Raw genomic sequence first — 24,623 nt, 5'->3', positions numbered from 1 at the left:
CTCCGCGATCACACCCGGGTTCGTTCCGTCGTGGCGATCGACTAGCACACCCGTCGAACAGCCTCGTGAACATGGCCGGACCAGCCGATGTCGCGTAAGAGGGCGCGTGTCGCGTCACCCGCGCCGAGTTCGACCGCGCGATCCAGATCGACCGCCGTGTCGACATCCCTGCGCAGTCCGGGCCAGTCGCCCGCCAGATCCGTCGCGCCCGCCGCGATATGCGCGCGCGCCGAGTCCGGACCGAAGCGCGGGTCCAGCGCGACCGCGGGACCCGCGGCGTAGAGCGCCGCCGTGCCGGTGCCCGCGTGATCGACCACGATCGAGCGTCTGCCCGCCGGGGCCGCCGCGAGCATCGCGCACAGTTCCTCGGGACGGACCGCGGGCAGATCGGCCTGAAGCGCGAGCAGCTCGACCGGACCGTTGGCTCGACGCAGCGCCGACGCGGCGTCGTCGAGCGCGGCGTTCAGGTCGGAGATCCGCGGCTCGGGATGCACGGCCGCGCCGAGTTCGGCGGACAGGGCGGCGACCACGGGATCGGGCGTGACGACGGTGACCGATCCGATGCGGGGCACCGTCAGCGCGGCCGTCACGGTATCGGTGAGCATCGCGAGCACCAGCCGCGCCCGGAGTTCCGGGCGCAATCGTTCGGCCAGTCGGCTCTTGGCGAGATCGAGGTTCTTGACCGCGATCACGGCATGCACGTCGTGCGGGCGCATGCACCAATACTTCCATGACGGCCCACGCGCCCCGCCACGCGACTCTTTCGGGGGTATCGGGCAGCCGCGGCGGTTCCGAATGGCATATTGGGCGGATGACGAGGGCGGCGGTACTTGGTGCGGGGTCGTGGGGCACAGCGTTCGCAAAGGTGTTGGCGGACGCCGGCACCGACGTCACGATCTGGGCGCGCAGGCCGGAGGTCGCCGAGGCGCTCGCCACGAAACATCGCAACCCGTCCTACCTGCCCGATGTGCAGCTGCCCGCCGTCGATGCCACCGACGATCACGTCGAAGCGTTGCGCGGAGCGGAGATCGTCGTCCTCGCGGTGCCGTCGCAATCGCTGCGCGCGAATCTGGAGACCTGGAAGGACGCGCTCGGCGACGCGCTCACCCACCACGACGCCACCCTGCTGAGCCTGGCCAAGGGGATCGAGACCGGCACCCTGCTGCGGATGAGTCAGGTGATCGGCGAGGTGACCGGTGCGGATCAGGACCGTATCGCGGTGCTGTCCGGCCCGAACCTGGCCAAGGAGATCGCCGCCGAACAGCCCGCCGCCACCGTCATCGCGTGCACCGACGAGGCGCGGGGGATCGCGTTGCAGCAGGCGAGTGCCAACGCCTACTTCCGGCCCTACACCAATACCGATGTGATCGGATGCGAGATCGGTGGCGCGTGCAAGAACGTCATCGCGCTGGCGTGCGGCATCGCGGCCGGAATGGGCTTGGGGGACAACTCCATCGCGAGTCTGATCACCCGCGGTCTCGCCGAGATCATCCGGCTCGGGGTGGCGCTGGGCGCCGAGCCGGTGACGCTGGCCGGTCTCGCCGGAGTGGGTGACCTCGTCGCCACCTGCACCTCGCCGCTGTCGCGCAACCGGTCCTTCGGACATGTGCTCGGGGCGGGCGGATCCATGGAGGCGGCGCAACAGGCGACCCACGGTCAGGTGGCCGAGGGTGTGAAGTCCTGCACATCGGTGCGGGCCCTCGCGGCGGCGCACGACGTGGAGATGCCGCTGACGAACGCGGTCCATCAGGTGTGTCACGAGGGCGTTTCGGTGGCCGAGGCGGTCGGCAACCTGCTGGGCAGGCGGATGAAGCCCGAATGATCGTTCGGGGCCACGACGGCCCGGCATGATAGGGCCGGGACCGGTATCGCGCGCCCGAAACGGGTACGGTTCCCACCATGACGAACCGGATCAAGGTGGCTGTCGTGTTCGGCGGGCGGAGCAATGAGCACGCCGTGTCGTGCGTATCGGCGGGCAGCGTCCTACGCAACCTGGATCCGGACAAGTACGAGGCCATCCCCATCGGCATCACCACCGAGGGCAGTTGGGTGCTCGGCGGTGCCGACATCGCCGAGCTCGGGTTGCGCGACAAGGAATTGCCCGCGGTCGACACCTCCGGTACCGCCCTCACCTTCGCCGCCGACCCGAAACGGTCCGGCGCGCTCGTGGCCCTCGACGAACCGGGTGTCGTGCTCGGCTCGGTCGACGTGGTGTTCCCGATCCTGCACGGTCCCTTCGGCGAGGACGGCACCCTCCAGGGCATGCTCGAACTCGCGGGCATCCCGTACGTCGGCCCGGGAGTGCTGGCCAGTGCGGCCGGTATGGACAAGGAATTCACCAAGAAGCTGTTCGCCGCCGAGGGACTGCCGATCGGCAGTCAGGTGGTGCTGCGTCCCGGCGTCGAGACACTGACCGAGAAGCAGCGCGCGCAACTCGGACTGCCCGTGTTCGTCAAACCCGCGCGCGCGGGTTCTTCGATCGGCATCACCAAGGTGACCGACTGGGCCGCGCTCGACGGCGCGATCGCCGCGGCGCGGGCGCACGATCCGAAGGTCATCGTCGAGGCGGGCATCGTCGGGCGCGAAGTCGAATGCGGCGTATTGGAATTCCCGGACGGCCGGATCGAGGCCAGCGTGGTCGCCGAGATCCGGATGCCGACGGCCGAAGTAGCCGGTTCGGGAGACACCGGATTCTACGACTACGAGACCAAGTACGTCGATGACATCTGCGAACTCGATGTCCCCGCCGATCTCGACGACGACACCTCCGAGTTGATCCGAGACCTCGCGGTGCGCGCCTTCCGCGCGCTCGACTGCCAGGGCCTGGCTCGCGTCGATTTCTTCGTCACCGAGAACGGCCCGGTACTCAACGAGATCAACACGATGCCGGGCTTCACCGCGATCTCGCTCTACCCGCGGATGTGGGAAGCCAGTGGACTGGACTACGCGAAACTCGTCTCCACGTTGATCGAGACGGCGATGGCGCGGGGGACCGGCCTGCGCTGAGCACGTGCGCGTCGCCGACGGTGCGCCGCAATATCGGTGGTAGCAGGAGAAGTGCCCGGCGGGCCTACCCTGCGCGGTTTCGGCCGGGCAGCGTGCCTCAGTTGGGCAACGGACCCGGATCCAGGGGGCGTTCGGGCAGATTCGCGGTGATGGCGTCGGAGACTTCCTGCAACGGCGTCGGTCCGGAACCGTCGGGGACGGTCAGCGCGATGTAGGTCTCCCGGTCGACGGCGAACCACGTGCTCGCCGACCCGACCGGATCGCGCACCTCGAACCACTGCACATTGTCGACCAGTTGCAGCGGGGAGGCGCGGTTGAATTCCAGCGGGCGGTCCAGGCCGCAGCGCAGCACGATCGACGCACCGTCCTCGCGCTGCCAGGCACGGGTGGCGGGCGGCGCGGGTTCCACCAACTGGGCCTTGGTGTAGTCGTCGAGCGCGGTGGGCAGCGCGGGCAGCAGGGTCGTGCAGCCCGGTCCGTCCGCGGCGGGCGCGGGCACCGGGCCCAGCACCAGCGGTTCGTGTTCGGTCGGCATATTCCTGGCCATGACCGCGGCGATCAGTACCGCGACCACCAGTACGACCGGCAGGGCGACGGCGGTGGCGATCAGCGCGGGTGGGTAGGCGCCGGAATCGGCTTCGGGTGCTTCGGTGTCGTCCGCGTCGGTCTCCGAGGGGCGCTCGGCCGTTTCGTCCTCGGACTCGTTCGGGCCGACGGAGGGGTCCTCCACCGGTGACGGTGTCGCCGTCGAGTCTTTGTCCGACGAGTCCGCCGCCATACCGACCTGCTTTCCGATTCGCCGAGCGCGTCGCCGTACCGGTTCCCGCGGTCGTGCGAGGCGCCGCGCACCGGTTCGGTGGTCTCGATTGCCCTGGACAGGGTACCGTCGACCCGTTTTCGATCGGCACGGTGCCCGGGCCGGGCGATCCACCTCGGGAAGGACTCGGTCATCAGCGAGAGCGCGACGCCACGGACGGTCGGCGAGCTGGGCGAGTTCGCGCTCATCGACCGGATGAACGCGGGCCGGGTGCAGGCCGCGGGCGTGCTGCTCGGGCCCGGCGACGACGCCGCCCTGGTGGCCGCGCCGGACGGGCGTTTCGTGGTGACCACCGACATGCTGGTGCAGGGACGGCACTTCCGGCTCGACTGGTCGAGTCCGCGTGATATCGGCCGCAAGGCCATCGCGCAGAACGCGGCCGACGTCGTCGCGATGGGCGCGGTGCCGACGGCGTTCGTGGTGGCGCTGGGCTGCCCGGCGGACACGCCCCTGGAGCTGATCGACGGTCTCGCCGACGGACTGTGGGAGGAAGCGGGCAGGGCGGGTGGTTCCATCGCGGGCGGTGACCTCGTGCGCAGCCAGGAACTGGTCCTGTCGATCACCGCGTTCGGGGATCTGCGCGGCCGCGCTCCCGTCACCAGATCCGGCGCTCGCGCGGGTGACACGATCGCGGTGGCGGGCAGACTCGGCTGGTCGGCCGCGGGACTCGCGGTACTGGCCGCCGGAGCCGATATCGAACGGTTCACCGAAGTCGTTGCCGCCCACCGTGTTCCACAGCCACCCTATGCCTCGGTGCTGGAGGTCCTGCACGGTGATCCGGCGTCCGGCGCGGGTTCGGGGCCGAGCGCGCCGCACGCGCTCACCGATATCTCCGACGGTCTGCTGGCCGATCTCGGGCATATCGCCTCGGCCTCGGGTGTGTGGATCGACCTGGACACGACGGCGTTGCGCGATCCGTTCCTCGAGCCCATCGCGCGAGCGCTGGATGCCGATGCGGCGCAATGGATTCTGGCGGGCGGTGAGGAGCACGCGTTCGCCGCGGCCTGGCCCGCCGACGTCGTGCTGCCGTCGGGCTGGCACACCGTCGGACGCGTGCACGCAGGTCACGGCGTTACCGTCGACGGCGCGGTGCGGCCGGGCAGCGGCGGCTGGGAATCGTTCGGTGGGGCGGACTCTGCGGCGGCGGCCGAGCCACGATAGGTTGTGCGGTCATGGGCGGTAAACCATTGTCGGAAATCATGGATGCGGGCTGGGCGCGCGCACTGGATCCGGTCGCCGAGCAGATCGCGACCATGGGAGAGTTCCTGCGCACGGAGAACGCCGAGGGCCGGGGTTACCTGCCCGCGGGCGATAACGTGCTACGCGCTTTCCAGCGCCCGTTCGACCAGGTCCGCGTACTCGTCGTCGGTCAGGACCCGTACCCGACTCCCGGTCACGCCGTCGGTCTGAGTTTCTCTGTCGCACCCGATGTTTCGCCGGTGCCGCGCAGCCTCGTCAATATCTTCGCCGAACTCGCCAAGGATCTCGGCCACCCCACCCCGAGCTGCGGCGATCTGAGCCCGTGGGCGGATCAGGGTGTGCTGCTGCTCAATCGCGTGCTGACGGTGCAGCCGGGCAAGGCTGCCTCGCATCGCGGCAAGGGCTGGGAGGCGGTGACCGAACAGGCGATCCGCGCCCTGGTCGCCAGGGACGAGCCGCTGGTCGCCATCCTGTGGGGCCGTGACGCGTCGACGCTGAAGCCGACGCTCGCCGCCGCCGAGGTTCCCTTCATCGAATCCGCGCATCCCTCGCCGCTGTCGGCCTCGCGCGGGTTCTTCGGCTCCCGGCCGTTCTCCCGGGTGAACGAACTGCTCGACGAACTGGGCGCCGAACCTGTCGACTGGCGCCTGCCCTGACCATCCACCTCCCGGCCTTCGCCGGGGAGCACGACCCGCAGTACCGGATCCAACCGAGGAGCATCTCCATGCACAACCGAACCGTTCGCGGCGCGCTGCGCGGCACCACAGCCACTCTCGCCCTGTGCGCCGCACTGGCGGGCGGAACCTCCGTCGCGGGCGCGTCCGGGCTCGCGCTCGAACCCGCCACCGATACCGCCGCCGCACCGGTCGGCGAGGAATTCACCTCCACCGGTTCCTCGACCATCTCCTCGGGCGTCAACGCCAAGGTCACCTGCCTGTTCCAGAACACCTTCAGCGGTACCAAGCTGAACTGCTGAAATCCGATCCACGAGGCTCGCGCGTGACCGGATTCGGCACTGTGCGATCCTCAGATCGTGAGTGATGCGAACAATCTCCTCGAACCGGTCCGGCTGCGGCTGCGTGGTTCGGGTGGGATCGAGCTGGCCGGTGACCACTTCGGGCCGGTCGACGGCAGGCTCGTCGTCTTCCTGCACGGCGGCGGTCAGACCAGGCATTCCTGGAAGCTGACCGGCGCCAAACTCGGGCTCGCCGGCATGCGTGTCGTCACCCTGGACGCGCGCGGTCACGGCGACAGCGAATGGGCGAAGGACCGCGACTACCGGAGGTCGACCATGGTCGGCGACCTGGTCGCTGTCCTGGATCAGCTCGGCGCGACCCCGGAGAACCCCGCGGTGGTCGTCGGCGCGAGCATGGGCGGTATCACCGGTCTGCTCACCACCGAGGTGCCGGGCGGTGCGGCGATCGGCGCGCTGGTGCTCGTCGATATCGTCACGCGGCCGGAAACCGAGGGTGTCGCCCGTGTCCTCGATTTCCTGAGTCGACATCGCGACGGGTTCGACACCGTCGATCAGGCCGCCGACGCGGTCGCGGGGTACATGCCGCACCGTCCGCGTCCGAAGAACACCGACGGCCTGCTGCGGAATCTGCGCGAGCGCGACGGCCGCTGGTACTGGCACTGGGATCCGGGCATGCTGTCCGACCGGGTCGAGGACGCCACCCTGATGACCGAGGATATGGAGGCCGCCGCCGCCAAACTCACGATCCCGGTGTTGCTGGTGCGCGGCATGCGGTCCGACGTGGTCAGCGCCGAGGGCGCCGCCGCGTTCCAGGAACTCGTGCCGCACGTGCGGATCGCCGAGATCGGCGGAGCCGCGCACACGGCGGCCGGTGACGACAACGACGCCTTCACCGAGGCCGTCATCGATTTCGTGCTGAGTACGCAGGACCGATAACCCGCGCGGGGCCAGCGATCAATTCGATACCCGAGCGGATCGGCCGGAAGCTCCAGGCTCGAAGCACGTCAGCGCTGCCGGCATGACCTGGTCGCGATGGTATGTCGGCGTGCGACCGAGGCCGAAGCGTCATGACTCGACACCGCGCCTGCGGTTCGGACTGTCGGTAGCCGCGGTCTTACGGGTGCGAACGGCGGGCGGACTCGGCTCTTTGTGCTTCCCGTCGCACGGCGGTGAGCAGCGCGTCTCCGAGAATTGTTCCGACGACCGCCTTTTCGGCCTGCGTATCGCGGTCGCCATCGGCTTGTGCGACCCAGTCGAGTTCGACGACAGCGAGTTCGTTCGCGGCATCACGGTAGACATCCACCAGTGATCGCAAGGACGAGTGCCCGAGTCCGTCGGCCGCTGTCAGTATCGAATCGATGGACGAGTCCGAGACCGCCCGTTGCGCGACACCGAGAACCGAGTGCGTGGTGCGGCCCGGGTCCTCCACTGCCCCGATGACCGTTCGCGCGTCGGCGAGGGACAACCCGCCGAGTTCGATGAGTGCGCGGATCAGCCGAACCCGGCTCACATGGGAGTCCTGATAGTCCGACCTGTTCGCGGAAACCCGGACCGGTGCCTCGATCAGGCCTTCTCGGACGTAGTACTTGATGGCGGCCACCGACAGGCCCGTGACCCGTGCGAGTTCGGTAATTCCCACTTCTGACATCTTGCCGGAATCTAGTGATAGTGCAACTATCACTAGATCCGATAGTTCCACTATCAGTAAAGCCGGGAGGCCGCTGTGTTCTTACTCCGTCTCACTGCCGCAGGCGTCGCGCTGGTCACCTTCGTGATCATGCTGACCGCCGACCATTCCGTCCCGTTCGTGATCGCCGACTCCGCGGTGATCGTGTTGCTCGGCGCAGCATCGGTCCTGCCGGGTCGGCGGGGCGCCACCTCACTCATGACGGTCGGTTTCGCGTTGGCGACGGGGGTATTCGTGCTCGCCTTCGCGCTGTCGATGATCGACGGTCTGCCCAATGCGCGGGTGGCAGTCGGCTTCGTCGTCACGGTGCCCGCTCTCTTTGCGGCACAGAGGCTTCGACCCCGGGTGCGTCGGTTCGTGCCCGGTGCCTCGAGCAGCCCCGTTTAGGTGATCGGTCGCTCGTGCACGGGGAAGTCGGGTGCCGGATCGCCGCGGCCGGTACGGTCCCCAACGGGAAGCGCACCCGCCGGGGGTGTCGGCGGGTGCGTCTCGGTCTGTCGGATCAGCCCTGTGCGGAGTAGTTCGGCTTGCGCTTCTGGGCGAACGCGTCGACGCCCTCGCGGCCCGAGGGGCTGGCGGCGGCGGTCGCGATGGCTTCCCGTTCGCTGTCGAGCTGTTCGCTCAACGACGCGGTCTTGGATTGCACGAGCAGCTTCTTGATGCTGGCGTGGGTGGATCGCGGACCGTTGGCCAGGGTGGTGGCGAGTTTGCGTGCCTGGTCGAGGACCTGCTCGTCCTCGACCACCCGGCTCAGGATGCCGAGACGCTGCGCTTCCGCGGCGTCGAGGATGGCGTCGGTGAGCAGGATCTCGCTCGCACGGCCGGTGCCGACGATGCGCGGCAGCAGCCAGGACATGCCGCCGTCCGGGCTCAGTCCGATGCCGGGGTAGGCGGGGCGCATCTTGGTCGACGAGCCGCCGATGGCGATATCGGCGGCGAGCACCAGGCTCATACCCGCACCCGCCGCCCAGCCGTGCACGGCGGCGATCACGGGGACCCCGGCGGCGTCGAGGGCGCGCACGAATTCGTGCAGATCGGTCGCGAGACCGTGGATGTGGGCGGAACGGTCCTGCGCTGCGGCGAAACCGCGAACGTCGCCGCCCGCGCAGAAATTGGCGCCCGAACCGGTGAGCAGGATCGCGCCCGCGTCGAAGCCGGGTGCGCGCAGTGCGGCGTTACCCGCGTTGATACCCGCGAAATCCATCGAGGTGCCGTTCGCGGCGGTGGCAATGGTGATCTGGAGAACGCCGTCGACGTCGGTGACGTATTCGGTCTGCTCGGTGGAGGTCATATTTCGCACACTATCCTCCGGGGTCGGTGCGGGCCAACGCACCGCCCACCGAAATCGGAGTCAGCGCAGGTCGTCCCGCACCGCCGCGCGCACCATGCGGACCATGAGCGCGGGGGTGAAATCCTCGATCTTGCGCGCGCCGTCGAATACGAAGCCGTGCCTGCGGTAGAAGGCCTGCGCACGAGGGTTCTCGTCGAAGACCCACAGCGAACAGCGCAGGTCGGCGGGCAGCGCGGCACCGATGAGATCGTCGGCCACGCCGGTGCCGTACCAGGACGCGCGGACGTAGAGCGCGGTGAGTTCGAGCTGCGACGCGGGCGGTGTGTCCTTCGGCGCACCCACGCTCGCGAATCCGATGACGGTGTCGCCGGACAGCGCGATATGGGTGCCGTGCGGATACTTGACGCGCATGCGTTCCCACTGCGCGGCCCTGCGATCGACGTCGAAGGCGTCCAGCACATGCCTCGGCACCAGATCGTCGTAGGCCTCGCGCCAGCAGGAGATATGGCAGTCGGCCAGGCCGTGGGTGTACTCGGCGGTCAGCGGTTCGACGCGCCAGTCGCTCATCGTCGCCCGTCCTCGAACACGAATAAGCCCCGGCACTCGACGCGAGTATCGGGGCTTCGTTCGATCATCGCTCGACCGGAAGCGGAACCATACGGATATCCGAATGGTTCACGGATTCGGGTCGAATACCGCACCGCCGAAGCGGTGCGGAATCGTCCGTGGCGAATCAGCCGCGGACGACCTTGCCGGCCTTCAGGCACGAGGTGCACACGTTCATCCGGCGGGTGTTGCCAGGGGCAACCTGTGCACGGACGGTCTGGATATTCGGGTTCCAGCGACGGTTGGTACGCCGGTGCGAGTGCGAGACCGACTTCCCGAAGCCGGGGCCCTTGGCGCAGACGTCGCAGACGGCAGCCATAGTCGCGAACTCCTTCATGTCAAGTGGGGACCGCTGCAACACGGCAGCATGTCCGGAAACAATGTCGTGATGTGCCCTGCCGACAGCTGTCGGCCAGCGCAAACCGGGGCGGGCCGCGCGAGGCAACCCTGCAAGGGTAGCCAACGGCCCCCCGATCCTCCAAACCGGTGATCGGGCGTACGGGCCGGGGCGACCCGGCACACGGCAACAGTACTCGGTCGGTGTCGTCGATCGAGAGCCGGGATATCCCGCTAACCTGGCGGGGAACGGGTGTGGCGGTACGGCTATGGGAGTGAGGTGACGGTGCGGGCAGAGCGGGACGCGATCGACGGCACGGCACTGCTGCGCTGGGGGTGGACCTGTCTCGCGGGTCTGGAGCAGCGGCGCGAGGAGATCAACGCGCTGAACGTCTTCCCGATCGCCGACGCCGACACCGGCACCAACATGCTGGCAACCATGCGCGCGGCCGTGCAGGCGGCACAGGCACGCGCTGCTCCACAGTCCACCTACGAGGTCGCGGCGGCGATGGCGCGCGGAGCCACCCTCGGCGCGCGCGGCAACTCCGGGATCATCCTGTCGCAGGTACTGCGCGGCATCGCCGAGGCGACCAGGGAGGGCGAACTCACCGCGGCGACCCTGCGCGACGCGCTGGCACGCGCGGCGGCGCTGGTGCGCCAGGCGCTCAGTTCACCGGTGGAGGGAACGATCCTCACGGTGCTCGAATGCGCGGCGGCCAGCGCGGCGTCGCGGTCGGGGACCTCGCTCGCCGAGGTCGCGCTGTCGGCGGCGGACGGCGCGGCCAAAGCCCTCGGCGACACCCCCTCCCAGCTGGGCGTGCTGCGCGAGGCCGGTGTGGTGGACGCGGGCGCCCGTGGACTGGTCGTCCTGCTGGACGGACTGGTCTCGGTGATCAGGGGTGAAGCGCCCGCCCGCCCGGATTACCTGCCCGGCGATATCGAGGTCGTGTCGGGCCGGGAGCACCCCGAGCACGCGAATACCGGGCCGGATTCGACCGAGGCGTGTTTCGAGGTGATGTACCTGCTCGCCGACACCGACGAGACCAGGGTCGCGACACTGCGTGATCGGCTTGCCGCACTGGGTGATTCGGTCGGTGTGGTCGGAGACGGCAACGGATCGTGGTCGGCGCACGTGCACTGCGCCGACGCGGGCGCCGCGGTCGAGGCGGGGATAGCGTCGGGGACACTCGCCGCGATCCGTATCGAGAGTTTCGTCGTCACCGCCTCCCGCGTCGATGACGACTGCGCCGCCGATCCGCGCAATACGCGGGAGGGCGGGTGTTCGGACGCGGCCGGTATGCCGGTCGATCGCGCGGTTCTCGCCGTCGCCGAGGGCGAGGGCGCGGCGGTGCTGTTCGAGGCCGCGGGCGCGGTCGTACTCGGCGGGCACGAACCGATCACCGCGAACGCCCTGCTCACCGCCATCCGGCGGATGCCGAATCGGGAAGTGCTCGTGCTGCCCAACGGCGCGTTGCCCGCGCACGAACTGGTCGCCGTCGGTGTGGCGGCGCGTGACGCGCGCCGCGACGTGCTGATGCTGCCGAGCGGCTCGATGGTGCAGGGGCTGGCCGCGCTCGCCGTCCACGATCGGGGTCGGATCGCGGTGGACGACGCCTTCGCCATGTCGGAGGCGGCCGCGGCGACGCGCTGGGGTTCGCTGCGCGCGGCCGCGCATCGCGCCCTGACGATGGTCGGCACCTGCGCATCCGGCGACGGGCTCGGACTCGTCGGCAACGATGTGGTGCTGATCGAGCGCGACGTACTGTCGGCGGGGCGGACGCTGTTGGATCGGATGCTCGGTCTCGGTGGAGAATTGGTCACCCTGCTCATGGGCGCCGGTACACCGGAGGAACTCGCCGAGGAACTGTCCGCGCATATCGCGCGCGGCTTCCCCGGGGTCGAGGTCACCGTGTATTCCGGTGGACAGCAGGAGGATCTGGTGCAGATCGGGGTGGAATGACCCGCGCGCGGACGAAGGAATGAGGCATGGCGACACTCGGTGATCGGCTCGATCACATCCTCGGGGCGAAGGCGGCCGATTCGCTGGCCGAGTCCTTCGACATGAGTACCGTGGAGGATCTGCTGCGGCACTACCCGCTGCGCTACGCGACCCAGGGTCAGCCGCTGACCGAGGAGAAACCCGAGGACGGTTCGCACATCACCGTCATCGGCCGGATCGCCAAGACCGAACTCAAGCCGATGCGCAATCGGCGCGGTTCCCTGCTCAAGGTGATGCTCGACACCGGCGCGGGACGCCCGGTCGATGTGACCTTCTTCAACGGCGACAAGGTGAAATACGTCGTCAAGGAAGGGCTGCGGGCGATGATGTCGGGCACGGTCAGCTACTGGCGGCCCGGCAGTTGGAATCTCTCGCATCCCGGCTACCTGATTCTGCCCGAGACCGAGGACGATTCGGTCGGCACCTTCACCAGGGTGCGCGGCGGCGGTGATCTGCGCGGACTCGCCGAGAGCGCGAAAGGCGCCGGTGGCGTGGACGTCTCGTTCATGGAGCGGGAGTTCATCCCGGTCTATCCGGCCACGGCGAAGGTGCAGAGCTGGGATCTGCTCGCCTGTGTGCGCCAGGTGCTCGAACAACTCGACCCGATCGACGACCCGCTGCCCGAGCACACGCGCGAGGAACGCGCGTTGATGAAGATCTCCGACGCACTGCGCTCGATCCACCTGCCCGAGAGCAGAGCCGATATCGACCAGGCCAAGGAACGGCTGCGTTTCGACGAGGCGTTGGCCTTGCAATTGGTGCTGGCCGAGCGTCGGCACGAGGTGGCGGGGCGGACGGCGCGGTCGTGCCCGCCCCGTACCGACGGCATCGCGGCGGCCTTCGAGAAGAAACTCCCGTTCGAACTCACCGCGGGGCAGCAGGAGGTGATCGCGGAGATCTCCTCGGATCTGTCCCGCGTGCAGCCCATGCATCGGCTGCTCCAGGGCGAGGTGGGTTCCGGTAAGACCATCGTGGCCCTGCACGCGATGTTGCAGGTGGTCGACGCCGGTCAGCAATGCGCGCTGCTCGCGCCGACGGAAGTGCTGGCCGCCCAGCACTATCGGTCGCTGCGCGCGATGCTCGGCGAACTTGCGACCGCGGGTGAACTCGGCGCGGCGGATCAGGCGACCAAGGTGGTCCTGGTGACCGGGTCCATGTCCACCGCCACCAAGAAGGCCGCGCTCCTGGACGCGGTGACCGGCGAAGCGGGGATCGTGATCGGCACCCACGCGCTCATCCAGGACGCGGTGGAATTCTTCGATCTGGGCATGGTGATCGTCGACGAACAGCACCGGTTCGGCGTCGAGCAACGGGACGCGTTGCGCGCCAAGGCGAAATCCGGAACCAGCCCGCATCTGCTGGTCATGACCGCGACACCGATCCCGCGCACCATCGCGATGACGACCCTCGGCGATCTGGAGACGTCGACGCTCACCCAGCTGCCGAGAGGCCGTTCACCGATCACCTCCAAAGTGGTTCCGCGCAAACAGCATCCGAACTGGGTCGACCGCGCGTGGGAGCGCATCCTCGAAGAGGTCGCCGCGGGCAGGCAGGCGTACGTGGTCTGTTCGCGCATCGGCGAGGACGAGGAGGACGGCGGCGCGGGCAAGGGGCAAACGGCGAAAGGTGGCACGGCGAAAGGCAAGGGCAAGGCGACCCCGGAGAAGGAACCTCCGACCACGCAGGCCGCCGTCGAGGTCTTCGACATGTTGCGTGCCGGTCCGCTGGCGGATGTGCGGATCGGACTGCTGCACGGCAGGTTGCACGCGGACGAGAAGGACCGGGCCATGCGCGCGTTCAACGACGGCGATATCGATGTGCTGGTCTGCACCACCGTGGTCGAAGTCGGCGTCGACGTGCCCAACGCGACGGTCATGGTGATCCTCGACGCCGATCGTTTCGGCGTGAGTCAGCTGCACCAGTTGCGCGGCCGCATCGGACGCGGCGCGCATCCGGGCCTGTGTCTGCTGATCACCGATGCCGCGCCGGGCGGTTCGGCCATGGCGCGTCTGACCGCCGTCGCGGGGACCACCGACGGTTTCGAACTGTCGGTGCTCGATCTGCGCCAGCGTCGCGAGGGTGACGTCCTCGGTTCGGCCCAGTCGGGCACGGCGCGTTCGCTACGGCTGCTCTCGCTGCTCGATGATCTGGAAACGATCACCGCCGCACAGGATTTCGCCCGCGAGGTGGTGCGCGAGGATCCGCGTCTGGACAAACATCCGGGATTGGCGAGCATGATGCGCGCCGCCGTCGACGCCGAACGCCTGGAGTATCTGGCGAAGTCCTGACCCGGTGGCGGCGAGCCGAATTCAGCGCAGGGCGCGCGGATACGGCAGATCGGTGCTGATGTGCTCGGAGACGGCCAGTGGGCTGCCGATCTGTGGAAACGCGCGTTGTGCGCAGGTCGGCCGCTCGCACACCTTGCATCCCGCCCCGATCGGCACGGCGGCCGCCGGATCACCGAGTTGCAATCCGGTCGAATACACCAGGCGGTCGGCGTATTCGATATCGCAGCCGACGCCGATCGCGAAATTCTTCGTCGCGGTGCCGAAGCCCTGCGGCGCGGTCATCGCGGTGCGCGCGATCCACAGGTAGCGCCGCCCGTCGGGCATGGACGCGACCTGGGTGAGTATGCGGCCGGGATGGGCGAAGGCCTCGTGCACCACCCACAGCGGGCAGCTGCCGCCGACCCGGGAGAAGTGGAACGCGGTCGCCGACTGGCGTTTGGAGATATTGCCCGCGCGATCGGTGCGGACCAGGAAGAACGGAACGCCGCGCTGCCCCTGGCGTTGCAGCGTGCTCAGCCGGTGGCAGATCGTCTCGAAGCCGACCTCGAAACGCAGACTGAGCAGATCGATGTCGTAGCGCAGTTCCTCGGCCGAGCGCAGGAAACGGCCGTAGGGAAGGACCAGCGCGCCGGCGAAGTAGTTGGCCAGACCGATGCGGGCCAGGGTGCGCGATTCGCCGACGAGCGAGGGGGTCTCGTCGAGCACGATGTCGAGATCGTTGCCGTAGAGCAGGAATCCGAGTGTTGTCGCGATCTGGAACGCGCGCTGGCCCGGGCGCAATCGGCGCGCCAGGGTCAGGGTGCGGCTGTCGGCGTCGTAGTGGCGTTTCGGAATCGACGGGTCGGCGCCGTCGCCGCGCACCAGCACGGTGACCCCGGCGCGTTCCTCGGCGATCCGCGCCAGCTGACGATCCAGTGATCCGATGGTGAGCCCGCATTCGTCGAACAGGTGCTCGGCGGCCAGATCCAGGTGCGGGATGTGATTGTGGTGGTCGTAGAAGAAGTCGCGCACGTCCTCGTACGGCATGGGGGTGCCCGGGACTCCGGACGGGGCGGACACCCGGGAGGAGAACAGGTCGAGTTGATCGGTGGCCGCCCGTAGCCTGCGGTGCATGGCGACGAGGATGCGCGCCACTTCCGGCTGCCTGGTCGCGAGTTCTTCCACCTCGGTCAGTGGCGCGCTGTCACCGCCCGCCGCGTCGACCAGCACCTCGTGCAGATCCGAGACCAGTCGCGCGTCCGAATCGGCCGCGAAGAACTGGACGTCGAGGTCGAAGGTGGAATTGAGTTTCAGCAGGACCGGGATGGTGAGCGGCCGCTGATCGCGCTCGAGTTGGTTGAGGTAGCTGGGCGATAGGTCGAGGGATTTCGCCAGCGCGGCCTGGGTCATCCGTCTTTCCTCGCGCAGTCGCCGTAGCCGGGCGCCCGCGTACATCTTGCGCACGGCCGAATAGTAACCGGCGGCCTTCGCAAACATTGCACAAAACGGAGTTCTCGCGTACAAAGATCCACTCTTGCGAGGGGTTTCAGTGACAGGTCAACCTTGCGTAGCGTGCGAAGGGGCAGCAAGGGGCCCGAAGCGAGCCGAGGGATGCGCGAAGAACCACATATTACGCGTTCGCCCCGTTCGCGCGGCGTTTCCGAGTTCGAAACCTCGGGCGGAACGGATCGCTCGGGGGTGGCGCGCGCGGTCCGGGTCGCCGTCACCGACGCGCCGCGCGGAGTCGCACCGTCGACCCCGACCCGTTCGCGTGTCCGACTTCGAAACGTTTCGGATTCTCGCGGCCGGGGTAGTAAACCTGCGGGGTACGACCGTTTCTCGACGCGGCGAGCAGGACCGGAGTCGGTGCGGGCGCACTCGATCAGCCGCCGTTCGTCGTGGCGCCCGTGGTACCGGACCGGGCACCGGAGGTTCGTGAGGGGATCTTCTGATGCCCGGTCCGCCGCGCCGCGTCGGTGTCCACCGTGCGGCCGTCACGTCGGATCACCCGCGGGCCCGCGTCGTCGGGCCCGGATTCCGCATCCTGGGAAAACCCGCTGGAGATCGCGGGAACCGGATCGCACGATCGCGCGTCGAAGAGGGGTGACGGACGAGGTCGACGTGCGAGGAGGCGTGACGAATGGATCGTTGTTCGAGTCACATGTCGTGGCGGCGCGGGATCGACGGCAGGGGCGTCGGTCCCCGTGACGACGGCGCCCGCGAAAGTGGCACTCGCGGAATCGATCCCAGAGCGCGGTTACGCGCCGTCGAGCGCGCGGGCGAAGCCTGTGAGGCCTACACCTCGCGGCGCAGGCCGAAGCCGCGGGCGGAATGACATCGCCGTGGCCGCGCGAACGGCTCCGCGTCGATCTCGGATTCGGTGAGATTCCGTCACCAGCACCGGCTCATCGATCTGGACCCGGGCCACGCCCTTCGTCGCGAGCCGGGCGAGCAGGTCACGGGAGAGCGGAACCAACGCGGGCAACCGCCGCAGCGGCGCGCCCGAGGCATCCTCGGCCGATTTCAGGAAGGTGACGGGGTCGATCACCACGGGCCGGGCCGGCACGCCGAGGGCGAGCGCCTCGTCCACCTGCTTCAGCAATTGTTCGGAATGCAGGGCGAAGGTGGTCTCCGCCGTGATCTCGGGCACCGGGTAGTGGTAGTTGGTGTCGAACCATGTGGTCATCTCCGGCGGTTCGACGGTGTCGGTGCCGCTCGCGGCGGCGAAATATCGGTCGAGCGGATCGGTGATACCCGCCACACGCGGCGGCAGCGCGCCGAGGAGAACGGCGGTGTCGAGGACCTGGTCGTTGTGGGAGAAGGTGCCCATCGGCACCGAATCCATTCCGGCCGCGAGCAATTAGGCGAATTGGGTGCGGCGCAGATCCTGGGCGATGGCGTGCAATCGTTCGGCGTCGATGCGCCCGGCCCCACTAGGACTCGGTGGTGCGCTTCAACTCTTGGATCGGGCCGACCCGGGGCAGCCCGAGAACCGTTGCGGTGAACGGAGTGTGCGGAGAACAGTTGCGTCGATACTCCAGTGCTGTGGTCGTGAGCCATCGCCATGAGGGCAGTGCGAATCAGCGGGATGTCTCGGAGGGCGCGGTCGGAGCCCGAGAAATCGGCACCGGTGGTCCGCGAGGCGGTGGCGGCCGGATACGGCGTATCCGGCACAGTGTGGCAGGTCTTCGGACTCGCGGGCGCGGGACTTACTGGCCGATCACGGACGGGGCTCACCTACTGGCCGTCGCTTCCCAGGACGCCCAGTGCTCGTGACGGCAGTCGTTCCTGCATACCGCTGCGGGACAGTCCCGGATTCCCGCCGGGTTCCCTCTCGCCTGTCCGCCGACATCGCGGCGGACGGGTTCGACGCCGAGGCGCGACGTAGGGGCTCCATCTCGTCTGCGCTCGGCGAACCAGTTGCACTCGTCAGCATGCGCGGAACGGCCGGTCGGGCGCCGTGGCGGTGCGATACGTTCCAGCTACCATGGAGCGATTCGTGTGAGCTAATTCGCAGCGCCGGGTCCGCGGTTCATCGTCGCAGCATGTGACCGTACGATGAACACAACTTCGCAACCGTGCTAGTTCTGTTGTGAAGATTTCTGCGAAGGGCACTTCCCTGTCGGCAGCCGCCTCCGGGGCGGGTACCTTAAGCCAATGTTCTCGAAAGTCTTGGTTGCCAATCGCGGCGAGATCGCCATCCGTGCCTTTCGTGCGGCGTATGAACTCGGCATCGGGACCGTCGCGGTCTTCCCGTACGAGGACCGTAATTCGGTCCACCGGTTGAAGGCGGCGGAGTCCTACCAGATCGGTGAGAAGGGCCATCCGGTCCGTACCTATCTCTCGATCGAGGCGATCATCGGTGCGGCCAAGACCGCCGGAGCCGACGCGATCTATCCGGGGTACGGATTCCTGTCGGAGAATCCGGATCTGGCCGCGGCCTGTGCCAGGGAAGGCATCACCTTCATCGGCCCGTCGGCCGAGGTGTTGGAGTTGGCGGGAAACAAGGCGCGCGCGATCGAGGCGGCCAGGGCGGCGGGGCTTCCGGTGCTGGCGTCGAGCGCGCCCTCGGCCGATATCGAGGAGTTGCTGGCCGCGTCGAGCGAGCTGGAGTACCCGATCTTCGTCAAGGCGGTGGCCGGTGGCGGTGGTCGCGGGATGCGGCGGGTGGCCGAGCCCGAACAGTTGCGTGAGTCGATCGAGGCGGCTTCGCGTGAGGCGGAGTCGGCGTTCGGTGATCCGACGGTGTTCCTGGAGCAGGCGGTGGTGAATCCGCGTCATATCGAGGTGCAGATCCTGGCCGATCAGCACGGGAATGTGATGCATCTGTTCGAGCGGGATTGTTCGGTGCAGCGGCGTCATCAGAAGGTGATCGAGCTCGCCCCGGCTCCGAATCTGGATCCGGTGTTGCGGGAGCGGATCTGTGCGGACGCGGTGGCTTTCGCGCGTGAGATCGGTTATTCGTGCGCCGGGACGGTCGAGTTCCTGCTCGATGAACGCGGCAATCACGTGTTCATCGAGATGAATCCGCGGATCCAGGTCGAGCACACGGTGACCGAGGAGATCACCGATGTGGATCTGGTGCAGTCGCAGTTGCGGATCGCGGCGGGGGAGTCGCTGGCGGATCTGGGTTTGAGTCAGGAGTCGGTGACGATTCGTGGCGCCGCGTTGCAGTGCCGGATCACGACCGAGGACCCGGCCAACGGGTTCCGGCCCGACACCGGGCGTATCACCGCCTACCGCACCCCGGGCGGCGCGGGTATCCGCCTGGACGGCGGCGCGAACCTGGGCGCGGAGATCGGCGCGTACTTCGATTCGATGCTGGTCAAGCTGACCTGTCGCGGTCGCGATCTGGAAGCGGCGATCGCTCGTGCGGCGCGTGCGCTGGCCGAATTCCGTATCCGCGGTGTGACGACGAATATCCCGTTCCTGCAAGCGGTTCTGGAGGACCCGGATTTCCGTGCGGGTCGGGTCACCACCTCGTTCATCGACGAACGTCCGCAACTGCTGACCCTGCGCGGTTCGGCGGATCGCGGTACCAAGATCCTGACCTACCTGGCCGATGTGACGGTGAACAAGCCGCACGGGGAACGCCCGACCACGGTGTATCCGCATGACAAGCTGCCCGCGATCGATCTGAAGGTCGCGCCGCCGAATGGTTCGCGGCAGCGGTTGCTGGCGTTGGGGCCCGAGGGTTTCGCGCGGGCGTTGCGTGAGCAGAAGGCCGTGGGCGTGACGGATACGACGTTCCGGGACGCGCATCAGTCGTTGTTGGCGACCCGGGTGCGGACCAATGGGTTGTTGGGTGTGGCCGGGCATGTGGCCCGCCTGACGCCGGAACTGTTGTCGATCGAGGCGTGGGGTGGCGCGACCTATGACGTGGGGTTGCGGTTCCTGTACGAGGATCCGTGGGAGCGGTTGGCGGCGTTGCGCGAAGCGGTCCCGAACATTTGTTTGCAGATGCTGCTTCGGGGCCGTAACACGGTGGGTTACACCCCGTATCCGGAGCAGGTCACTCGCGCGTTCGTGTCCGAGGCGGCGGCGACCGGTATCGATGTCTTCCGGATCTTCGACGCGCTCAACAATGTCGATCAGATGCGTCCGGCCATCGACGCGGTGCGTGAGACGGGGACGACGATCGCCGAGGTCGCGCTGTCCTATACCGGGGATCTGTCGAATCCGAACGAGACCCTGTACACGTTGGACTACTACCTGAAGTTGGCCGAGCAGATCGTGGACGCGGGCGCGCACGTACTCGCGATCAAGGACATGGCCGGTCTGTTGCGGGCCCCGGCCGCGGCGACCCTGGTCACGGCGTTGCGCAGTAATTTCGATCTGCCGGTGCACGTGCACACCCACGACACTCCCGGCGGGCAGTTGGCGACCTATCTGGCGGCGTGGCAGGCCGGTGCGGACGCGGTCGATGGTGCGAGTGCGGCGATGGCGGGCACCACGAGCCAGCCCGCGCTCTCGGCGATCGTGGCCGCGGCCGCGCACAGCGAGTTCGACACCGGGTTGAACTTGCAGAACGTGTGCGATCTGGAACCGTATTGGGAGGCGTTACGCAAGGTGTACGCGCCGTTCGAGTCCGGGCTCCCGGCTCCGACCGGGCGTGTGTACACCCACGAGATCCCCGGTGGTCAGCTGTCGAACCTGCGTCAACAGGCCATCGCGCTCGGGCTCGGTGACCGGTTCGAGGAAGTCGAAGCCAAATACGCTGCCGCGGACCGGCTCCTGGGCCGGTTGGTGAAGGTGACCCCGTCCTCGAAAGTGGTCGGTGATCTGGCCCTGGCGCTGGTGGGTACCGGTGTCGAGGTCGAGGACTTCGCCACCGACCCGGGCCGCTACGACATCCCGGACTCGGTGATCGGGTTCCTGCGCGGCGAACTCGGCACCCCACCCGGAGGTTGGCCCGAACCCTTCCGCACCCGAGCCCTGGAAGGACGCGGACCGGCCAAACCCGAGAACCCGCTGACCCCGACCGACGAAGCCGGGCTCGCGGGCACCTCCGAACAGCGGCGCGCGACGTTGAATCGCCTGCTGTTCCCCGGCCCGACTTCGGAATTCCTGGCGCATCGGGAGAAGTACGGCAACACGATGGGGTTGTCGGCCAACCAGTTCTTCTACGGGCTGCGCCGAGGCGAGGAACACCGGGTGCAGTTGGAGAAGGGCGTCACCCTGCTCATCGGTCTCGAGGCGATCTCCGAACCCGACGAACGCGGCATGCGCACGGTCATGTGCATCATGAACGGACAGTTGCGTCCGGTCGCGGTGCGCGATCGTTCCATTTCCAGCGAGGTCCCGGCGGCGGAGAAGGCCGACAAGACCAATCCGAAACATGTCGCGGCCCCGTTCGCGGGCGTGGTCACGCTGTCGGTCTCCGAAGGCGACGCCATCGGCGCGGGCGACACCATCGCCACCATCGAAGCCATGAAGATGGAAGCCGCGATCACCGCACCGCGTTCGGGCACGGTCACCCGCGTGGCGATCGGCAAGGTCCAGCAGGTCGAAGGCGGCGATCTGCTCATCGAGGTGTCGGTACCGGAGTCCGCGAGCGAATGACACGGATCGTCGCCGGTTCGGCGGGCGGGCGGCGCCTGCGGGTGCCGCCCTCGGGTACCCGGCCTACCTCCGACCGGGTGCGCGAGGCGCTCTTCAGCGCACTCGACGCCAGAATCGAATTCGACGGCGTCCGGGTGCTCGACCTGTACGCAGGGTCGGGGGCGCTCGGATTGGAGGCGCTCTCGCGCGGGGCGGCGCTGGCGCTGCTGGTCGAATCCGACCGCAGAGCCGCGACGATCGTGCGCGGCAATATCGCCGACCTCGGTCTGCCGGGCGCGGAATTGCGGGTAGGGACTGTCGCCGCCGTTCTCGAACAGGGCGGTGCGGGCCTGTTCGATCTGGTGCTGTCGGATCCGCCCTACGACGTGGACACCGCGGCCGTCGTCGCCGACCTCACCGCGCTGGCCGCAAGAGGGTGGCTGGCGGCGGGCGCGCTGGTCGTCGTCGAGCGCTCGGTTCGTTCGTCCGAAATAGTGTGGCCCACCGGGTATATCGCCTCGAAGGCGCGCAAATACGGCGAGACGCGGATCGAACTCGCGGAATACGATCCGGCGGTCTGAGCACACCGAATCTGTCGGTGCCGGGGGCTACCGTGTGCGCGTGAACCGCACGGATCGGTTGTACGCCATCGTCGAAGAACTCAGGGCCGTCGCGCCACGGCTGCGCACCGCGCGGGAACTGGCGCAGCGGTACGAGGTGAGTATCCGCACCATCGAACGGGATATCACCGCACTCCAGCAGGCCGGTATTCCGGTCTACGCCGATGTCGGCAGGCGCGGCGGCTACGCGCTGGACAAGAGCATGTCGCTGCCGCCGCTCAATTTCACCCCGGCCGAGGCCGTCGCCCTCGCGGTGGCGCTGGACAACAGTCGTGCCACGCCGTTCGCCGACGCCGGGCGCAGCGCGCTGCGCAAGATCCTGGCCGTGATGCGGGAGACCGACGCCGAGGCCGCGCGTGATCTGGTGGCGTGTGTGCGGCGCGTGGAACGGCTCGACCAGCCACCCGCCGAGCAGATTCCGGCGGTGATCGAGCGCGCCATCGAGATCGGGCGGGTGTTGCGCATCGACTACATCGACCGGTTCGAAGCGCACAGCGCGCGCGAGGTCGAGCCGATGGCGTTCGTCGACGGCGTCAACGGCTGGTATCTGGTGGCCTGGTGCCGATTGCGCGACAGCTCGCGGTGTTTCCGCCTCGATCGGATCCGCGCGGTGACGATGACCGACTCACCGTTCCCGCGCCGCCTGCTCGACCCCACCGCCGCCGCGCCGCCCGACCGTGTCGTGCGCGCGGTCGGCTTCTGAATCGGTGGAATCGGCTCGGAAACACCGACATAGGGTTGTCGCCGGAGCGGGAGATGGTGAACGGGCACGTCAGCATCCACACATCCACACTCCAGGAGGAGCGAGATGACACAGCCCGCGGAGAACACGGTCGCCTGGTTCCAGATCGGCAGCGACAAGCCCGCCGAGGTGGGCAAGTTCTACGGTGATCTGTTCGGGTGGAATTTCACCCCGGATCCGAACACCGACGGATACGACCTCATCACCTACCCCGGCGGCCAGGGACCGAGCGGCGGGGTCATGCATTCCCCCGACGCGAGCGCCAATCACGCCACGTTCGTCGTTCTGGTCCGCGATGTCGCGGCCACGGTCGCCGCCGCCGAGGGGTACGGCGGCAAGGTCCTGGTCCCGCCCACCACTGCGAAGGACGGGCTCGTCTTCGCCCACATCCTCGACCCGTCCGGCAACAACTTCGGCGTTTTCACCCCCGGCTCGTAACGGGCGACCCGCGCGGCTATCGGGCGGCGTACACGACAGCGACGTCGTGTCCCGCCCGACTCGGCGTCGGCGACCCGTCGTCCTCGGAAGTGGCGGGGGCGTGGGTGGCCTCGCGGCTGCTACGGTCGGCCCTATGGCTGGAGCACTGTGCCCCGGATCCTTCGATCCGGTGACCAACGGACATATCGACGTATTCGCCAGGGCGTCGGCACAATTCGACGAGGTCGTGGTGACCGTCATGATCAATCCCAAGAAACAGGGGATGTTCACGGTCGAGGAGCGGATGGAGATGTTGCGCGAGGCGACATCGAATCTTCCCAACCTGCGGGTGGAGTCCTGGCAGGGCCTGCTCGTGGATTTCGCGCGGGAGCAGGGGATCGGCGCCATCATCAAGGGTCTGCGCGACGCGGGTGATTTCGGCTACGAACTGCAGATGGCGCAGATGAACAAGAAACTGTCCGGGGTGGATACCTTCTTCATCGCCACCAACCCCTCGTTCAGCTATCTGTCCAGTTCCCTTGTCAAAGAGGTCGCGTCCTATGGAGGCGATGTCACCGACATGCTGCCGCCGCTGGTGCACAAGCGGCTACTGGCACGGCTGGCCGAACGGAACAAGGGATAGGTTGCGTCGGACACGGATCCGCCCCGGCTCCTGATCACGGAGCCGGGGCGGATCTGTCAGTTCGAAAAGCGGCGCTCAGAAGACCAGGCCGCGCAGGGCGAGGAAGCGCATACCGCCGACCGCGGCGGTGATGGCGAGTACGGCGGCCGCCTGCATGCTGTCGCCGAGGCCGGGCGCCCACACTTCCAGGGCGGCGAGTCCCGCGGTGGAGATGCCGAGTCCGACCAGTGCCAGGCCGCCGCCCTCCCACTGCGCGGTGAACCAGCCGACGCGACCGGCGGCGTGGAAGGTGAGTTGACGGTGCAGTTCGTTGGCGATGACGGTGCTCACGATCGAACCCGCCACGTTCGCGAGCAGCGGACCGACGCCGTGCATGGCGAAGAACAGCAGGACGTAGGTGATATTGCTCGATCCCCCGACCGCCGCGAACCGGATCAGCTGGGCGAAAGCCCGATCACCGCGCAGGTATCCGGCGATCCGACCGATGCGACGCGTCACCGGCGCCGTGTCCAGGACCGGGTTGGGCCCCACCCACGGTGTGTACATGCCGGCGGGCAACATCGGTGTCCGCGGTACTTCCAGAACGGTCATGGTCTATCCGATCCACACTCTGCCTTCGATTGGAACAACGGCGATGGTCGTCGCTTCCTTCCCGCCACCGGGTGTTCCGTTCGTCGTGCGCACGTCAAGGATCCAATGCGAACGCGAACTGGTCAATCGGTATAGGGGAAGGGTTGATCCGACCGTCGGCCTCCTCTCGGTCCCACGGTTCCGGTCGGGGCCTGTACTTCTCTTATGAAGATCTTGTCGAGGTCTCTCTCGGTAAAAATGTAACACGAAGCGGAGAGGTGATCTCCACTTGATTTTGTGTGGTCTGCGAGACACTGGCGGTGACACGCCGGAAAGTGACTCGGCGCGGGCCGTGATGAGGGGCACACTGGGCTCGGCGGAATGTTTCGCCCGAAGGCCTGTACG

The 24,623-nt window shown here is 68.0% G+C and carries 22 protein-coding genes, 1 pseudogene and 1 riboswitch; of the genes and pseudogenes, 14 read left to right on the top strand and 9 right to left on the bottom strand.

Annotated elements, in window-relative coordinates:
* Positions 1–41: 41 nt before the first annotated feature.
* The gene (cofC, locus tag OG225_RS24925; RefSeq protein WP_405177504.1) at positions 42–716 is read right to left on the bottom strand and encodes a 2-phospho-L-lactate guanylyltransferase; all 675 of its coding nucleotides are present in this window, start codon (positions 714–716) and stop codon (positions 42–44) included.
* Positions 717–811: 95 nt separating this feature from the next.
* On the opposite strand from cofC, the gene OG225_RS24920 reads away from it, so the two are divergent.
* Positions 812–1,822, top strand: a complete 1,011-nt coding sequence (locus OG225_RS24920) for an NAD(P)H-dependent glycerol-3-phosphate dehydrogenase (RefSeq protein WP_216911231.1) — start codon at positions 812–814, stop codon at positions 1,820–1,822.
* Between the two features lie 77 nt (positions 1,823–1,899).
* A complete protein-coding gene (locus OG225_RS24915) occupies positions 1,900–3,006 on the top strand; it encodes a D-alanine--D-alanine ligase family protein (RefSeq protein WP_405177503.1) in 1,107 nt (368 codons plus the stop codon).
* A 97-nt stretch (positions 3,007–3,103) separates the two neighbouring features.
* Here OG225_RS24915 and OG225_RS24910 read toward each other — a convergent pair whose 3' ends face one another.
* Positions 3,104–3,784 carry a DUF3515 domain-containing protein gene (locus OG225_RS24910; protein ID WP_405177502.1) on the bottom strand — a complete coding sequence of 227 codons (681 nt, stop codon included), beginning with the start codon at positions 3,782–3,784 and terminating at the stop codon, positions 3,104–3,106.
* Positions 3,785–3,955: 171 nt separating this feature from the next.
* Between OG225_RS24910 and OG225_RS24905 the strand changes: the two genes are divergently transcribed.
* The 4 genes from OG225_RS24905 to OG225_RS24890 all read left to right on the top strand — a co-directional run bounded on the left by OG225_RS24905 (position 3,956) and on the right by OG225_RS24890 (position 6,935).
* Positions 3,956–4,984: a thiamine-phosphate kinase gene (locus tag OG225_RS24905; RefSeq protein ID WP_405183360.1), complete on the top strand. Its 1,029-nt coding sequence runs from the start codon at positions 3,956–3,958 to the stop codon at positions 4,982–4,984.
* 11 nt (positions 4,985–4,995) lie between these two features.
* Positions 4,996–5,679, top strand: coding sequence for a uracil-DNA glycosylase (locus OG225_RS24900; protein WP_405177501.1), 684 nt, complete (start codon positions 4,996–4,998; stop codon positions 5,677–5,679).
* Between the two features lie 68 nt (positions 5,680–5,747).
* Complete coding sequence (locus OG225_RS24895) at positions 5,748–5,999, top strand: hypothetical protein (RefSeq protein WP_109528046.1); 252 nt, start codon at positions 5,748–5,750, stop codon at positions 5,997–5,999.
* 57 nt (positions 6,000–6,056) lie between these two features.
* On the top strand, positions 6,057–6,935 hold the full coding sequence (locus tag OG225_RS24890) for an alpha/beta fold hydrolase (RefSeq protein ID WP_405177500.1): 879 nt from the start codon (positions 6,057–6,059) through the stop codon (positions 6,933–6,935).
* A gap of 178 nt (positions 6,936–7,113) precedes the next feature.
* Here OG225_RS24890 and OG225_RS24885 read toward each other — a convergent pair whose 3' ends face one another.
* Complete coding sequence (locus OG225_RS24885; protein ID WP_405177499.1) at positions 7,114–7,647, bottom strand: MerR family transcriptional regulator; 534 nt, start codon at positions 7,645–7,647, stop codon at positions 7,114–7,116.
* A gap of 129 nt (positions 7,648–7,776) precedes the next feature.
* Between OG225_RS24885 and OG225_RS24880 the strand changes: the two genes are divergently transcribed.
* The gene (locus tag OG225_RS24880; protein WP_405177498.1) at positions 7,777–8,073 is read left to right on the top strand and encodes a hypothetical protein; all 297 of its coding nucleotides are present in this window, start codon (positions 7,777–7,779) and stop codon (positions 8,071–8,073) included.
* Positions 8,074–8,188: 115 nt separating this feature from the next.
* Here OG225_RS24880 and OG225_RS24875 read toward each other — a convergent pair whose 3' ends face one another.
* From OG225_RS24875 to rpmB, 3 genes are all read right to left on the bottom strand, one after another.
* Positions 8,189–8,977, bottom strand: coding sequence for an enoyl-CoA hydratase/isomerase family protein (locus OG225_RS24875; RefSeq protein WP_405177497.1), 789 nt, complete (start codon positions 8,975–8,977; stop codon positions 8,189–8,191).
* Positions 8,978–9,037: 60 nt separating this feature from the next.
* Positions 9,038–9,544, bottom strand: coding sequence for a GNAT family N-acetyltransferase (locus tag OG225_RS24870; protein WP_405177496.1), 507 nt, complete (start codon positions 9,542–9,544; stop codon positions 9,038–9,040).
* Positions 9,545–9,710: 166 nt separating this feature from the next.
* Positions 9,711–9,902: a 50S ribosomal protein L28 gene (gene rpmB, locus OG225_RS24865; RefSeq protein ID WP_011210730.1), complete on the bottom strand. Its 192-nt coding sequence runs from the start codon at positions 9,900–9,902 to the stop codon at positions 9,711–9,713.
* Between the two features lie 297 nt (positions 9,903–10,199).
* Here rpmB and OG225_RS24860 point away from each other — a divergent pair, with 297 nt between their 5' ends.
* Together OG225_RS24860 and recG are read left to right on the top strand one after the other, a co-directional pair.
* Positions 10,200–11,879, top strand: a complete 1,680-nt coding sequence (locus OG225_RS24860; protein WP_405177495.1) for a DAK2 domain-containing protein — start codon at positions 10,200–10,202, stop codon at positions 11,877–11,879.
* A 26-nt stretch (positions 11,880–11,905) separates the two neighbouring features.
* Positions 11,906–14,206: an ATP-dependent DNA helicase RecG gene (gene recG, locus OG225_RS24855; protein WP_405177494.1), complete on the top strand. Its 2,301-nt coding sequence runs from the start codon at positions 11,906–11,908 to the stop codon at positions 14,204–14,206.
* Positions 14,207–14,227: 21 nt separating this feature from the next.
* Here recG and OG225_RS24850 read toward each other — a convergent pair whose 3' ends face one another.
* Both OG225_RS24850 and OG225_RS24845 read right to left on the bottom strand, forming a co-directional pair.
* Positions 14,228–15,649, bottom strand: coding sequence for a short-chain fatty acyl-CoA regulator family protein (locus OG225_RS24850; RefSeq protein ID WP_405177493.1), 1,422 nt, complete (start codon positions 15,647–15,649; stop codon positions 14,228–14,230).
* A gap of 922 nt (positions 15,650–16,571) precedes the next feature.
* Positions 16,572–17,226, bottom strand: a pseudogene (locus OG225_RS24845) (5-methyltetrahydropteroyltriglutamate--homocysteine S-methyltransferase); the annotation flags it as partial.
* Positions 17,227–17,367: 141 nt separating this feature from the next.
* Positions 17,368–17,520: riboswitch (cobalamin riboswitch) on the bottom strand.
* 322 nt (positions 17,521–17,842) lie between these two features.
* On the opposite strand from OG225_RS24845, the gene OG225_RS24840 reads away from it, so the two are divergent.
* From OG225_RS24840 to coaD, 5 genes are all read left to right on the top strand, one after another.
* A complete protein-coding gene (locus OG225_RS24840) occupies positions 17,843–21,247 on the top strand; it encodes a pyruvate carboxylase (protein WP_405177492.1) in 3,405 nt (1,134 codons plus the stop codon).
* Positions 21,244–21,807 carry a 16S rRNA (guanine(966)-N(2))-methyltransferase RsmD gene (gene rsmD / locus OG225_RS24835; protein ID WP_405177491.1) on the top strand — a complete coding sequence of 188 codons (564 nt, stop codon included), beginning with the start codon at positions 21,244–21,246 and terminating at the stop codon, positions 21,805–21,807. Before OG225_RS24840 ends, rsmD begins: the two co-directional genes overlap by 4 nt.
* Before the next feature lie 40 nt (positions 21,808–21,847).
* Entirely contained in the window at positions 21,848–22,549 is a 702-nt protein-coding gene (locus OG225_RS24830) for a helix-turn-helix transcriptional regulator (RefSeq protein WP_405177490.1), read from the top strand.
* A 105-nt stretch (positions 22,550–22,654) separates the two neighbouring features.
* A complete protein-coding gene (locus tag OG225_RS24825; RefSeq protein WP_405177489.1) occupies positions 22,655–23,026 on the top strand; it encodes a VOC family protein in 372 nt (123 codons plus the stop codon).
* Positions 23,027–23,159: 133 nt separating this feature from the next.
* Positions 23,160–23,648, top strand: a complete 489-nt coding sequence (gene coaD, locus OG225_RS24820) for a pantetheine-phosphate adenylyltransferase (RefSeq protein WP_405177488.1) — start codon at positions 23,160–23,162, stop codon at positions 23,646–23,648.
* 75 nt (positions 23,649–23,723) lie between these two features.
* On the opposite strand, the gene OG225_RS24815 is transcribed toward coaD, so the two are convergent.
* Positions 23,724–24,239 (bottom strand): GtrA family protein, encoded by a 516-nt coding sequence (locus OG225_RS24815; RefSeq protein ID WP_405177487.1) that lies wholly within the window; start codon positions 24,237–24,239, stop codon positions 23,724–23,726.
* Positions 24,240–24,623 lie beyond the last annotated feature (384 nt).

The sequence above is a fragment of the Nocardia sp. NBC_01377 genome, from assembly GCF_045040005.1.
Taxonomy (GTDB): Bacteria; Actinomycetota; Actinomycetes; order Mycobacteriales; family Mycobacteriaceae; genus Nocardia; species Nocardia noduli.
This window is presented reverse-complemented; position numbering and strand designations above follow the sequence as displayed.